This is a genomic window from Pseudomonas sp. SWRI51, from assembly GCF_014268825.1.
In the GTDB taxonomy this organism is placed as follows: domain Bacteria; phylum Pseudomonadota; class Gammaproteobacteria; order Pseudomonadales; family Pseudomonadaceae; genus Aquipseudomonas; species Aquipseudomonas farsensis.
This window is the reverse complement of sequence record NZ_JABWRG010000024.1, coordinates 1-13,389: the sequence shown is the minus strand read 5'-3', so window position 1 is coordinate 13,389 and position 13,389 is coordinate 1. Positions and strand designations below refer to the sequence as shown.

Sequence of the window (13,389 nt, the reverse complement as noted above, 5' to 3'; positions counted from 1 at the left end):
AGTGCCTGCCTAATGGAAAGCCGTCTGCTAAGCGAAAGTAGTAGCGTGTTCCAGCACGCTGACCCCTATGCCGTGTCGGACTACGTTAACCGGCATGTAGGGAAGCACTGCATCGGCTTGTCTCATACCACTCATCCCCAGGCGAGTCTCAGCCATCGCAAACTTGCTGAGCTCGACCTCTGCCGGATCAGCTACGGGGGGAGCGTTCGCGTGACCTCCCCAGCCCTGGAAAACGTATACCACCTCCAAGTGCTGCTAAGCGGCAACTGCCTGTGGCGAAGCAGGGAGAAAGCGCATCACCTGGTACCTGGGGAATTGCTGCTCATCAACCCGGATGAGCAGGTCGACCTGACCTATTCCGCTGACTGCGAGAAGTTCATCCTTAAGGTGCCCATGCAGTTGGTTGACTCCATTTGCGACGAGCAGCGATGGGCGCGACCGGCTCAAGGGGTGAGGTTTACCAGGAATCAGTATCGGCTGGATGAGCTGGCGGGTTTTGTCCCGTTGCTGTCGATGATTTGCCATGAAGCGGAGGTTGTAGACTCTCTGCCTCGCGTTCAGTCCCACTACAGCCAAATCGTCGCCAGCAAGCTTTTGACGCTGCTCAGCACCAACATTCGGTACGAATGCCTCGGGAGTCCGAACAGGGGTCTGGCGCCGATTCTGGATTACATCCAGCGTAACCTGAAGCTCGAACTATCGCCGGATACCCTCGCTGCGCAGGCCTGCATGAGTGTGCGGTCGCTTTACGTGCTGTTTGAGCGGCATCTAGGGGTCACGCCTAAGCGCTATGTTCGCCAGCGCAAGCTTGAGCGGGTGCACGCCTGCCTGAGCGACAGAAGCTGCGCGGTTCGCAGTGTGACCGAGATCGCGGTTGAGTACGGGTTCACCCATCTTGGGCGTTTCGCCGAAACCTATCGCCAGCAGTTTGGCGAGTTGCCGTCGGAAACCGTCAGGAACAGCCGCTAGCCCATTAACAGACAAGCCCGTGTCGCATAAGTGGGTAAATAGTCTGGGCTAATCCTACAGCCGCTTCTCCATGACGATGGTGCGCTCCGCCCCATGAAACTCGTCGCGGATTTTTTGATAACCCAACGCGGTATAAAACCGTTCAGCTGTAATTGACGATGGCACACGTACAGCGCCAACTCCTGCGTGGGCAGCAGTTGTATGAATGACATCCATCAAATGCCGCCCGATACCGCCTTTCTGGTGAGCCGGGTCAACGAAAACACTTCTGACCACATCACCGTCGAGACCGGCAGTGCCAATAATGTTTTCGCCCAACAAGGCTACGAAGACCTTACGCTTCGTAAGCTGTGTGGTGATGGCGTCAGGAGAAAAGCTTTGCTCAACCTGAGCGATCACACCAGGCGGATAGTCCTGTGAATTTGACTCCCGCAGGGCGGCAATGACTACGCGGCTTATCGCTACTGCATCTCTGCTCGTGGCGGGACGAATGTGACATTCCATGCTGAGCCCTCAATCCTACCGAATTAATGCAAGGAGTGGATATCACTGTGCAGCGAGTGGATATCTGAACGCAGATGCTCGCCCTAAGCTGGCCTGGCCTGACAATAACAATGGAGGCCCTGGCCATGTTCCTGGGATTCGACTACCTCAATGCCTTGCTCGAGGACGATCGCGAGAAGGGTGTCTACCGCTGCAAGCGGGAGATGTTCACTGACCCACGCCTGTTCGACCTTGAGATGAAGCACATCTTCGAGGGCAACTGGATCTATCTGGCGCATGAAAGCCAGATCCCGGAGAAAAATGACTTTATCACCCTGAACATGGGGCGCCAGCCGATCTTCATCGCGCGCAACAAGGACGGGGAGCTGAATGCGTTTCTCAATGCCTGTAGCCACCGCGGCGCCATGCTGTGCCGGCACAAGCGTGGCAACCGCTCCAGCTACACCTGCCCGTTCCACGGCTGGACATTCAACAACAGCGGCAAGCTGCTCAAAGTCAAAGACCCCAGCAGCGCGGGCTACCCTGCCAGTTTCAACTGCGAGGGGTCGCATGATTTAACCAAAGTCGCCCGCTTCGAATCCTACCGCGGCTTCCTCTTCGGTAGCCTCAACGCAGACGTCAAACCCTTGGTCGAGCATCTAGGCGAATCTGCCAAGATTATCGACATGATCGTCGACCAGTCCCCTGAGGGGCTGGAAGTACTGCGCGGCGCCAGCTCGTATGTTTATGAAGGCAACTGGAAACTGACCGCCGAGAACGGCGCTGATGGGTACCACGTAAGCTCCGTACACTGGAACTACGCCGCCACTCAGAATCAGCGCAAGCAGCGCGAAGCGGGCGATGAAATCAAGACCATGAGTGCAGGCGCCTGGGCCAAGCAAGGGGGCGGCTTCTACTCCTTCGACCACGGCCACCTGCTGCTCTGGACCCGCTGGGCCAACCCCGAGGACCGCCCGGCGTTCGAGCGTCGTGAGCAACTGGCACAGGACCATGGGCAGGCACGCGCGGACTGGATGATCCAGAACTCGCGCAACCTGTGTCTGTACCCGAACGTCTACCTGATGGACCAGTTCAGTTCCCAGATTCGTGTGGCGCGACCGATTTCCGTCAACAAGACCGAGATCACCATCTACTGCATCGCCCCGAAAGGCGAGAGCGCCGATGCTCGGGCAAAACGGATTCGCCAATACGAGGACTTTTTCAACGTCAGTGGCATGGCCACCCCGGATGACCTTGAAGAGTTCCGCTCTTGCCAGACCGGCTATGGTGGCGGGGCAGGCTGGAACGATATGTCCCGCGGGGCTGAACACTGGGTTGAAGGTGCAGACCAGGCGGCGCAGGAAATCGAACTCAAGCCTCTGATGTCTGGCGTGCGTACGGAAGACGAAGGCTTGTTCGTCCTGCAGCACAAGTATTGGCAGGACATGATGATCAAGGCGCTTGAGCACGAGCAGAAACTCATCCCTGTGGAGGCTGTGCAATGAGCCTTCATGAAACGGTCCGCGACTTCCTGTACCGCGAAGCACGCTTGCTGGATGACGCTCGGTGGGATGAGTGGTTGGAGCTGTATGCAGTCGATGCAAGCTTCTGGATGCCGTCCTGGGACGATGACGACACGCTGACCGAAGACCCGCAGAGTGAAATATCGCTGATCTGGTACGGCAACCGTGGCGGGCTTGAGGACCGTGTATTCCGCATCAAGACCGAGCGCTCGAGCGCAACCGTCCCGGATACACGCACCTCTCACAACATCAGCAACATCGAAGTTGTCGAGCACAGCAATGACGTGTGCAACGTTCGTTTCAACTGGCACACGCTGAGCTTTCGCTACAAGACCACTGACAGCTACTTCGGTACCAGCTTCTACACCTTGGATCTGCGCGGCGAACAGCCGCTGATCAAGGCGAAAAAAGTGGTACTGAAAAATGACTATGTCCGTCAGGTCATCGACATCTACCACATCTGATACGAAGCAAGGCGAGTGTCCGCACGCGTGCCTCGGCGCGCGGTGCTGGAACTCGCCCGCGAGGTGCAACATGAGTTTCCAGATCGCACTCAATTTCGAAGATGGCGTGACACGCTTCATCGAAGCCGGTGGCCACGAAACCGTAGCCGATGCCGCTTATCGCCAGGGGGTCAATATTCCGTTGGACTGCCGTGACGGGGCATGCGGTACCTGCAAGTGCAAAGCCGAATCCGGGCGCTATGACCTGGGTGACAATTTCATTGAAGACGCACTGAGTGAGCAAGAAATCGCCGAAGGCCTGGTGCTGACTTGCCAGATGCGCGCCGAAAGCGATTGCGTCATCAGCATTCCTGCGTCCTCACAGGTGTGCAAGCTGGAGCAAGCCCGTTACCAGGCAGTCATCAGCAGCGTCGAGCAGCTGTCAGAGAGCACCCTTGCGCTCTCTATCAAGGGCGACGCCTTGGCGCGGCTGGCATTCCTTGCGGGGCAATACGCCAACCTTCAGGTGCCAGGCACCGAACACTCGCGTGCTTACTCGTTCAGCACCTTGCAGAAGGATGGCCAGGTTAGCTTTCTGGTCCGCAACGTGCCGGGCGGCTTGATGAGTACGTTCTTGACCCGCGAAGCCAAGGTAGGCGACAGCCTGAGCCTGGTCGGCCCACTGGGTAGCTTCTACCTGCGCCCCATCCAGAGGCCACTGTTGCTGCTGGCGGGGGGGACTGGGCTTGCACCGTTCACCGCCATGCTGGAGCGGATCGCCGAGCAGGGCAGTGATTTTCCGGTGCACCTGATCTATGGCGTGACCAACGATTTCGACCTCGTCGAGATCGAGCGTCTGGACCGGTTTACAGCCTGCATTGCGAATTTCACCTACGGCGCTTGTGTGGCGAACCCTGAAAGCCAGCACCCACTGAAAGGCTACGTGACCCAGCACATCGCACCGGCCCACCTGAATGAGGGTGACGTTGACGTTTACCTGTGCGGCCCGCCTGCCATGGTGGAGGCAGTCCACCGTTATATGGCTGAGCAAGGCCTTACCCCGGCCAATTTCTACTACGAGAAATTCGCAGCCGCATCCTGACCTTTGGGGGCTGTCATCGCGCGGGTGAAGGCAGCCCTCTTTTTTATTCGACGCTGTCATGGCGTCCTGGCGCGTGCTTCCTGGCGGTCATGCAGGAGGCGGCGAGGGAGAAGTGTATGAACCGATTTCAAGGCAAAGTCGCCTTGGTGACAGGCGCTGCCCAGGGAATAGGGCTGGCCGTTGCTCGGCAGCTCAAGGCTGAAGGGGCATTGCTCGTCGCAGTGGATCGCTCGGATCTTGTTCATGAACTGGCCGGCCCTGGTGTGCTCACCCTGACGGCCAACCTGGAAGAGCATGAAGCGTGCAGTCGGGTAATGGCTGCGGCGGTAGAGGCATTCGGAAAGCTGGATGTGCTTGTAAACAATGTTGGCGGCACGATTTGGGCCAAACCGTTCGAGCACTACGAGAAAGATCAGATCGAGGCGGAGGTACGTCGCTCGCTGTTCCCGACTTTATGGTGTTGCCATGCCGCTCTGCCTTACATGCTTGAACAGGGCTGCGGCGCGATCGTCAATGTCTCCTCCATCGCCACGCGAGGCGTCAACCGCGTGCCGTACGGCGCCGCCAAGGGCGGTGTCAACGCACTGACTTCGTGCCTTGCATTCGAGACAGCGGAGCGTGGGGTGCGGGTGAACGCAACGGCGCCAGGCGGTACTGAAGCACCACCGCGGCGCATACCGCGAAACAGCGAGCAGCAGAGCCAGGACGAGGAGGGTTGGTACCAACAAATTGTCGACCAGACCCTCAGCAGTAGCCTGATGAAGCGCTACGGCAGCATCGATGAGCAGGTGGGCGCGATTCTGTTCCTGGCGTCGGACGATGCCTCTTACATCACCGGCGTCACGCTTCCAGTGGGGGGAGGGGATTTGGGGTAGCGGCGAAGCGCAAGCGCCGGGCACATCAAACCATCATCTCTCTGACCAAACGGACTTCACCATGACCTACCCAACAATCGACAGGCTCGATGCCATCATTGTCGACCTTCCGACCATTCGCCCGCACAAGCTCGCCATGCATACGATGCAGAAGCAAACCTTGGTGGTGCTGCGCCTGCGCTGCAGTGACGGTGTAGAAGGCATCGGCGAGGCAACCACCATTGGTGGGCTTGCCTATGGGTACGAGAGCCCGGAAGGCATCAAAGCCAACATCGATGCGTACCTTGCTCCGGCGTTGCTTGGCCTGCCTGCTGGCAACATCAACGCTGCGATGCAGAAACTGGACAAACTGGCCAAGGGCAACACCTTTGCCAAGTCAGGTATCGAGACTGCACTGCTCGACGCGCAAGGCAAGCGTCTTGGGCTGGCAGTCAGCGAGCTGCTCGGCGGCCGTGTGCGCGACAGCCTGGAAGTTGCGTGGACCTTGGCCAGCGGCGATACGGCCCGCGATATCGCGGAAGCGGAACATATGCTTGAAATTCGCCGTCACCGCGTTTTCAAGCTCAAGATTGGCGCGAACCCGCTCGAACAAGATCTCAAACACGTCATTTCAATCAAACGCGCGCTGGGCGAGCGTGCCAGCGTGCGGGTCGATGTCAACCAGTACTGGGACGAGTCACAAGCCATCCGGGCTTGCCGGCTGCTCGCTGACAACGGCATCGACCTTATCGAACAGCCCATTTCACGCATCAACCGTAGTGGCCAGATCCGGCTCAACCAAAGCAGCCCAGCGCCCATCATGGCCGATGAATCCATCGAGAGTGTTGAAGATGCCTTCAGCCTGGCAGCCGACGGTGCGGCCAGCATCTTTGCACTGAAGATCGCCAAAAATGGCGGGCCTCGCGCAGTGCTGCGCACTGCGCAGATCGCACAGGCCGCCGGCATTGCTCTGTATGGCGGCACGATGCTCGAGGGCTCGATCGGCACCCTGGCCTCTGCCCATGCGTTTCTGACGCTGCGCCAGTTGACCTGGGGGACCGAGCTGTTCGGGCCACTGCTGCTGACAGAAGAAATCGTCAACGAGCCTCCTGTTTACCGGGACTTCGAGCTGCATGTTCCTCGGACACCGGGGCTTGGCCTGAGCCTGAATGAAGAACGCCTGGCGCGTTTCTGCCGGCATTGATGCTGATCTGCAAGGAGAAAGAACAGATGCTTTTCCACGTAAAGATGACCGTGAAGCTCCCCGTCGACTTGGACCCGGCACAGGCCGCCAAGCTCAAGGCCGACGAGAAAGACCTGGCGCAACGCCTGCAGAGAGACGGCACCTGGCGACACCTGTGGCGTATTGCGGGGCAGTACGCCAATTACAGCGTCTTTGATGTGCCGAGCGTTGAGGCGCTGCACGACACCCTCATGCAACTGCCGCTGTTCCCTTACATGGACATCCAGGTCGAAGGCCTTTGCCGCCACCCATCGTCCATCCACAGCGATGACCGCTGAGCTGCGATCCAACCAGAACAAGACGAGGCACCCGATCATGACCGTGAAAATTTCGCAATCTGCCGAGACCCAAAAGTTCTTCGACGAGGTAAGCGGGTTTGGCAACACCGACGGAAACGCCCGCATCAAGACCATCATCCACCGCGTTCTGCAGGACACCGCGCGGTTGATCGAAGACCTCGAGGTCACCGAGGATGAATTCTGGCATGCCGTCGATTACTTGAACCGCCTGGGCGGCAAGGGCGAGGCTGGCTTGTTGGTAGCAGGCCTGGGGCTCGAGCACTTCCTTGATTTGCTCCAGGACGCCAAGGATGCCGAGGTTGGCCTTACGGGCGGCACCCCACGTACGATTGAGGGCCCTCTGTACGTAGCAGGTGCTCCGCTCGCCGAAGGGCAAGCGCGGATGGATGATGGCAGTGAAGACGGCAGCGCAACCGTGATGTTCCTTGAAGGGCAGGTGCTCGACCCGCAGGGCAAGCCCCTGGCCGGAGCCACTGTCGACCTTTGGCATGCCAACACCCGTGGCACGTACTCGTTCTTCGACAAGAGCCAGTCGGACTACAACCTGCGTCGGCGCATCGTCACTGACGCGCAAGGCCGCTATCGCGCGCGTTCGATCGTGCCTTCTGGCTACGGTTGCGACCCGCAAGGCCCTACTCAGGAATGCCTGGATCTGCTGGGCCGTCATGGCCAGCGGCCGGCGCATGTGCACCTCTTCATTTCTGCGCCGGGCTACCGCCACCTGACCACTCAAATCAACCTTTCGGGTGACAAGTACCTGTGGGACGACTTCGCCTATGCGACGCGAGAAGGGCTGGTGGGGGAAATCGTGTTCCGCGAAGACGGCGCTCGCGGCGTGCCTGGCCGCTACGCTGAACTGAAGTTTGATTTCCAGTTGCAGAATGCCGCTGACAGCGGTGCTGAACAGCGCAACGCTCGGCCACGTGCGCTTCAAGAGGCATAAGCCCAGCGCTCCCCCTCTTGCATGCCTTGTTTCACGCAGCTTGCAAGAGGGGGAAGGGGTCCGATGGCACGGTCAGCCCGGCAACACCGATTTGAGCACCTGCTTGGCGGTTTGCACGATTACCCCGGCCTGGTCGGGGTCACCCTTGAGCAGGGTGCCGGCGAACTTCTTCGCCTGCTCAAGCTTGATGTGCGGCGGTAAAGGCGGCACGTTGGGGTCTGTCTTGAACTCGATCAAAACCGGGCGATCTGCCGCCAGCGCTCGCTCCCAGGCGGGGCCCACGTCCTCTTCGCGGTCGACGAAAATACCTTCCAGGCCAATGGATATTGCAAACAGGTGATACGGCACGTCAGGGATTGACTGCGACGCCTCGAACTTCGGGTCGCCTTCCATCACCCGCTGCTCCCACGTCACCTGATTGAGGTCCTCGTTGTTGAATACCGCGCAGATCCACCGTGGATTTTCCCACTGCTGCCAGTATTTGGCCACTGTGATCAGCTCGGCCAGGTTGTTCATCTGCATGGCGCCGTCGCCCACCAATGCCACCACCGGGCGCTGGGGGTGGGCGAACTTGGCGGCGATGGCGTAGGGCACCGCCGCGCCCATGCATGCCAGGCCGCCCGACAGCGAGCATTGCATGCCCTCGCGGATTTGCAGGTCGCGGGCGAACCAGTTGGCGCAGGAACCCGAGTCACTGGTGATGATGGCGTGGTCTGGCAGGCGTGGCGACAGCTCGTGTACCACACGTTGCGGGTTGATCGGCTCGGCCTTGGCCAGAGCGCGCTTGTGCACGGTTTTGTCCCAGCGCGCGCGCCAGCCTTCTACCTTGCGCCGCCAGCGCCGGTCGTCCTTGTGTTCGAGCAGCGGCAGCAGCGCTTGCAGGGTTTCGCCGGCGTCGCCGGTGAGGTTGACCTCCATCGGGTAGCGCAGGCTGAGCATGTCTGGCTGCAGGTCTATCTGTACGCCGCGCGCCTGGCCCTCCTTGGGCAGAAACTCCGAATAGGGGAAGCCCGAGCCGATCATCAGCAAGGTGTCACACTCGTTCATCAACTGGTAACTGGGTTCGGTGCCGAGCAGGCCAATTGCGCCGGTGACCCACGGCAGGTCATCCGGCAACACAGCCTTGCCCAGCAGCGCCTTGGCCACACCGGCGCCAAGTTTTTCCGCGACAGCCCGAACCTGTTCACTGGCTTGCAACGCACCTGCCCCCACCAGAATTGCCACTTTGCGCCCGGTATTGAGCACATCGGCTGCGCGTTGTAGATCCGCCTCGAAAGGCACCACGCGCGGCTTGCTGTAGCCGACGCCGGAGTGCACAGTGCCATGGGCCCTGGCCGGTTCGCTGTAAGGCAGGTCTTGCAGGTCGTTGGGCAGAATCACTGCTGTCACGCGGCGTTCGCCGACGGCGGTGCGCACTGCGCGGTCCAGCAGGTGACGCACCTGCGAAGGGGTGGACGCTTGTTGTACGAACGCACCCGCTACGTCCTTGAACATCGACACCAGGTCGAGTTCCTGCTGGTAATGGCCACCAAGCGCTGCCCGCGCCTGCTGGCCGACGATGGCCAATACCGGTTGGTGGTCCATGCGCGCATCGTAAAGGCCGGTGAGCAGGTGCGAGGCGCCAGGGCCAGAGGTGGCGATACACACGCCTAGCTCGCCAGTGAATTTGGCGTGGGCGCTGGCCATGAACGCAGCCATCTCTTCGTGGCGGGCCTGGATGAACTGGATCTTGCCGTTGGCGCGGCTCAGCGCGCCGAACACGCCGTTGATGCCGTCGCCTGGGTAGCCAAATATGCGCCGCACGCCCCACTCGTACAAACGTTCCACCAGAAAGTCGCCTACCGTACCCGTCATCATCTGCTCCCAGTCATTGATCGATAGGGGTCTGGACTGGGCGGGGTTGGCGAAAGTTTCACTGGGTTGGCTGGGCTGCCGATAGAGCCCGCGGTGCGCTACATGCTGCCGCGCTTTACATGCTTGACCAGCACTTTTTCTAACAGCTCCCACATGGCAGGGTCGGTGCTGAACGCCACGTTGAAGCGCATCCACCCGGTCGCTTTGGCATCGACCATGAACAACTGGCCGGGGCCGAGCATGATGCCTTTCTCCAAGGCGTCGTCCAGCAGCGCAGCGCTGTCTGGGATGGCTGGGTGGCGGGTCCAGACGTACATGCCTTCGTCGGACTCGGTGAACAGCTCGAAACCGAGCCGGTGCAAGTGGCGTCCCACCTCCTGGTGCGCCTCGGCCAGGCGCTGGCGCAGGCGCTTGAGGTGCTTGCGCCAGCGCCCGTCGATGATCGCTGCATAGACCACGCGCTCCATCACCTGGGAGGTGGTCAGGCCTGAACGCATTTTCAGGTGCACCAGTTGCTGGGTCAGTTCAGGGTTGGCCAGCAGGTAGCCGACCCGCACGTTGGGCGAGATGCTTTTCGAATAGCTGCCCACGTACACCACCTGCTGCAGGTGGTCGAGGCTGGCAAGGCATGGCAGCGGGTCTGCGATCATGTCGGCGTAGAGGTTGTTCTCCACCAGGCGGAAACCATGCTGGCTGGCCAGTTGCAGCAGCCGATGCAACTGCGCCAGCGGGGTGCGCGAGCAGGTCGGGCTGTGCAGGTGCGGCTGGGTAAAGAACGCGGTAGGGCGGTGGTGGGCGAGCAGGCGTTCGAGCTGGTCCAGGTCGTAGCCGGCCGGGGTACGCGGCACGCCAACCAGGGTTGCGCCCTGGGTGCGCAGGATGCTCATCAGGTTGGGGTAGCCGGGGTCGTCCACCAGCACCACGTCACCTGGGCGAACCAGGGTTCGCACCGCCAGGTCCAAGGCCTGGCTGGCGCCGTGGGTGAGCATTAATTGCGCCGGGTTGGCGACGATCGACAGGTCCTGTTGCAGGTTCTGCGCAGTCAGTGCGCGCAGCTCTGCCAGGCCCATGGGGTCGCCATAGCCCGACAGCTCCAGCGGGCTGCCGGCGACTTGGCGCAGGCCGCGGCGCAGGCCTTCCTCGTACATCCATTCATTGGGCAACCAGCCGCAGCCGGGCTTGAACGGCAGTTGGCGGATTTCGAAGATCTGTTGCAGATACCACTCGGAGTTGAATGTCGGGCGCGAGGTGTCGGCTTCGACGTTCTGGCTTTCTATCAGTTCGTTGGCAGCACGATTGACGAAGAAGCCTGCATTGCCCTTGCTCACCAGCAAGCCCTGGGCGACCAGGCGGTCGTACGCCTCCACCACGGTGAAGGTGCTCACCGAGTAGGTGGCGGCGAACGCGCGGATCGACGGCACCTTCGCGCCAGGTTTGAGGGTCTGGTTGTCGATCAGTTGGCGCAACCCGTCAATGATCTGGTTGACCAGCGGGGTAGGGGATTCAGGGTGTAGCTGGAACATTCGGGTGCCTTCGGGGTGCGTAACGCCAAGCGCCTGCGGGGTGTATTGCATTGGCAGCCTGTACAGTGCAGTGCGGATTTCATGCCACTGTGCATGGCTCTCTGCGTCAGACATTTTTACATTACGTGTCAGATATCTCCAACACAGCGCGTACCAGCGTCATGAATAATCATAAAATCGCCGCTTCACCGTCGAGGTTCGCCTCGAAACTTCTTTCTGCCGGTCGGCCTTCAATGGCCTGGCCCCAGCATGGTTCTGCACGTTCAGAGGGCGACTTCTGACCGCGTGAGCAGGCCGCCATGGATGGCCTGCGTGTGCTGCGCACACCTCCCTGCCCGCATTTGCACTGTACAGGTGAGACCGATAGCCATCGGGGTTTCACAGTTTTCCTTGGATAAAAAGAAGCACGGGGTACATAACTGATGGACGCAACATCCACATCCACCACCGCGAAAGGCGAGCACGAGAGCAAACTCAGTGCCTCGCTCAAATCGCGCCACCTGACGATGATGTCGATCGCCGGTGTTATCGGCGGCGCACTGTTCGTCGGCTCCGGCAGCGTCATCCACAGCGCAGGCCCAGCAGCCGTGCTGGCTTACCTCGCTGGCGGCATCCTGGTGGTGCTGATCATGCGCATGCTGGGCGAGATGGCGACCTCTTCGCCGGACACCGGCTCGTTCTCCACCTACGCTGACCGCGCCATTGGCCGCTGGGCCGGTTTCACCATCGGCTGGTTATACTGGTGGTACTGGGTGATCCTGATGGCCTGGGAAGCCTACGTGGCGGGCAAGATTCTGCACGGCTTCTTCCCCGACGTCAGCGTCAACGTGTTCGTGCTGGCCACGACGCTGCTGCTGATCACTGTCAACTTCTTCAACGTCAAGCACTACGGCGAGTTCGAGTTCTGGTTCGCCTTGATCAAAGTGGTGGCGATTGTCTGCTTCCTGGTGGTGTGCACCGCTGCGGTGATGAACGTCTGGCAGTTCGGCGAGGTGCGCGGCATCACGCACTTGACGGCTGAAGGCTTCATGCCCAACGGCATCTCCACGGTAATCGGTGCGTTGCTTGGGGTGATGTTCGCCTTTCTGGGGGCTGAAATCGTCACCATCGCGGCGTCCGAAGCCAAGGACCCGGCTGCACAGATCGTCAAGGCGACCAACTCGGTAGTGTGGCGCGTGTGCCTGTTCTACGTGGGTTCGATCTTCCTGATCGTCTGCCTGGTGCCTTGGAACGACCCGCACCTGGGGGTCTCGGGCTATGGCGCCTACCGTCGGACGCTGGAGCTGCTGGGTGTGCCGTATGCCGAGCTGCTGATGAACTTCGTGGTATTGACCTCGGTGAGCAGTTGCTTGATCTCCGGGCACTACACCGCTTCGCGCATGCTGTTCTCGCTGTCCCAGCGTGGCGATGCTCCATCGTTGTTCAAGATCACCCGTGCAGGCACCGGGGTGCCGGTTTACGCGATTCTGGGTTCTTGTGCGGTCGCTGTGGTGTGTGCGCTGATCAACTTCAGCGAGACACTGCGCCCTAAAGACGTGCTCGATACGCTGATGAACACCACGGGCATGATCGCGCTGCTGGTCTACCTGGTGATCGCCTGCTCGCAACTGCGTATGCGCCGCAAGTTGATTGCCGAAGGCAAGCAGGTGCAGCTGAAGATGTGGCTGTTCCCCTGGCTGACCTACCTGGTAATCGCGTTTATCGTCGCTGCCCTGGTGACCATGGCGTTTATGCCTGACTACCAGATTCTGGTGATCTCGACTGGCATTGCTGCGTGTGTGGTGGTGGCGATGGGTGTGGTGCACCAGATCCGTAGCGCCAAGCGTCATTAAGCGTTAGCGTGACCTAAAGCGGTCGGGCCCTTGGCGGGGCCCGGCCGTTTTTGCGTTCAAGGTTGGCTGTCTATCACATCCAGCACCGTGGGCTTGCGGTTCGGGCAACTCGACTCGGCCTGCCGGCCCAATCGCAGGCTGTCGCCAGCTCCCACACGGACCGCGCAAAGTCGCGACATTGCGGGCTTGCCCAGATGACTGTGGGAGATTCTATGGTTTTGTACAAGCCTGTTCCCGCCAGACATATTTCCTCTGGTGGCGAGCGGGCTTGCCCCGCGTTGGGCTGCGTAGCAGCCCCTTGGGTTTTCAGGGCTGCTGCGC

Annotated in this window: 12 protein-coding genes; 9 read left to right on the top strand and 3 right to left on the bottom strand. The window is 60.4% G+C overall.

The annotated features are described in order from the left end of the window. The first annotated feature begins 12 nt into the window (after positions 1-12). Complete coding sequence (locus HU720_RS10270) at positions 13-969, top strand: AraC family transcriptional regulator (RefSeq protein WP_186519766.1); 957 nt, start codon at positions 13-15, stop codon at positions 967-969. A gap of 54 nt (positions 970-1,023) precedes the next feature. On the opposite strand, the gene HU720_RS10265 is transcribed toward HU720_RS10270, so the two are convergent. After that, a complete protein-coding gene (locus tag HU720_RS10265; RefSeq protein ID WP_186519764.1) occupies positions 1,024-1,473 on the bottom strand; it encodes a GNAT family N-acetyltransferase in 450 nt (149 codons plus the stop codon). A gap of 125 nt (positions 1,474-1,598) precedes the next feature. Here HU720_RS10265 and benA point away from each other — a divergent pair, with 125 nt between their 5' ends. The 7 genes from benA to catA all read left to right on the top strand — a co-directional run bounded on the left by benA (position 1,599) and on the right by catA (position 7,859). Beyond that, positions 1,599-2,957, top strand: a complete 1,359-nt coding sequence (gene benA / locus HU720_RS10260) for a benzoate 1,2-dioxygenase large subunit (protein ID WP_186519762.1) — start codon at positions 1,599-1,601, stop codon at positions 2,955-2,957. Beyond that, on the top strand, positions 2,954-3,439 hold the full coding sequence (gene benB / locus HU720_RS10255; protein ID WP_186519760.1) for a benzoate 1,2-dioxygenase small subunit: 486 nt from the start codon (positions 2,954-2,956) through the stop codon (positions 3,437-3,439). Before benA ends, benB begins: the two co-directional genes overlap by 4 nt. Positions 3,440-3,509: 70 nt before the next feature. Next, positions 3,510-4,520 (top strand): benzoate 1,2-dioxygenase electron transfer component BenC, encoded by a 1,011-nt coding sequence (benC, locus tag HU720_RS10250; protein ID WP_186519758.1) that lies wholly within the window; start codon positions 3,510-3,512, stop codon positions 4,518-4,520. A gap of 116 nt (positions 4,521-4,636) precedes the next feature. Further along, positions 4,637-5,395, top strand: a complete 759-nt coding sequence (locus tag HU720_RS10245) for a 1,6-dihydroxycyclohexa-2,4-diene-1-carboxylate dehydrogenase (RefSeq protein WP_186519756.1) — start codon at positions 4,637-4,639, stop codon at positions 5,393-5,395. A gap of 61 nt (positions 5,396-5,456) precedes the next feature. Continuing rightward, the gene (locus tag HU720_RS10240) at positions 5,457-6,578 is read left to right on the top strand and encodes a muconate cycloisomerase family protein (protein WP_186519853.1); all 1,122 of its coding nucleotides are present in this window, start codon (positions 5,457-5,459) and stop codon (positions 6,576-6,578) included. A 26-nt stretch (positions 6,579-6,604) separates the two neighbouring features. Then, the gene (gene catC / locus HU720_RS10235; RefSeq protein WP_186519753.1) at positions 6,605-6,895 is read left to right on the top strand and encodes a muconolactone Delta-isomerase; all 291 of its coding nucleotides are present in this window, start codon (positions 6,605-6,607) and stop codon (positions 6,893-6,895) included. Positions 6,896-6,932: 37 nt separating this feature from the next. Continuing rightward, positions 6,933-7,859 (top strand): catechol 1,2-dioxygenase, encoded by a 927-nt coding sequence (gene catA, locus HU720_RS10230; protein WP_186519751.1) that lies wholly within the window; start codon positions 6,933-6,935, stop codon positions 7,857-7,859. Between the two features lie 72 nt (positions 7,860-7,931). Here catA and HU720_RS10225 read toward each other — a convergent pair whose 3' ends face one another. Continuing rightward, on the bottom strand, positions 7,932-9,713 hold the full coding sequence (locus tag HU720_RS10225) for a thiamine pyrophosphate-requiring protein (protein WP_186519749.1): 1,782 nt from the start codon (positions 9,711-9,713) through the stop codon (positions 7,932-7,934). Between the two features lie 98 nt (positions 9,714-9,811). Then, positions 9,812-11,236 carry a PLP-dependent aminotransferase family protein gene (locus HU720_RS10220; protein WP_186519852.1) on the bottom strand — a complete coding sequence of 475 codons (1,425 nt, stop codon included), beginning with the start codon at positions 11,234-11,236 and terminating at the stop codon, positions 9,812-9,814. Positions 11,237-11,658: 422 nt separating this feature from the next. Between HU720_RS10220 and HU720_RS10215 the strand changes: the two genes are divergently transcribed. Then, the gene (locus HU720_RS10215; RefSeq protein WP_186519747.1) at positions 11,659-13,068 is read left to right on the top strand and encodes an amino acid permease; all 1,410 of its coding nucleotides are present in this window, start codon (positions 11,659-11,661) and stop codon (positions 13,066-13,068) included. The last annotated feature ends 321 nt before the right edge of the window (positions 13,069-13,389 follow it).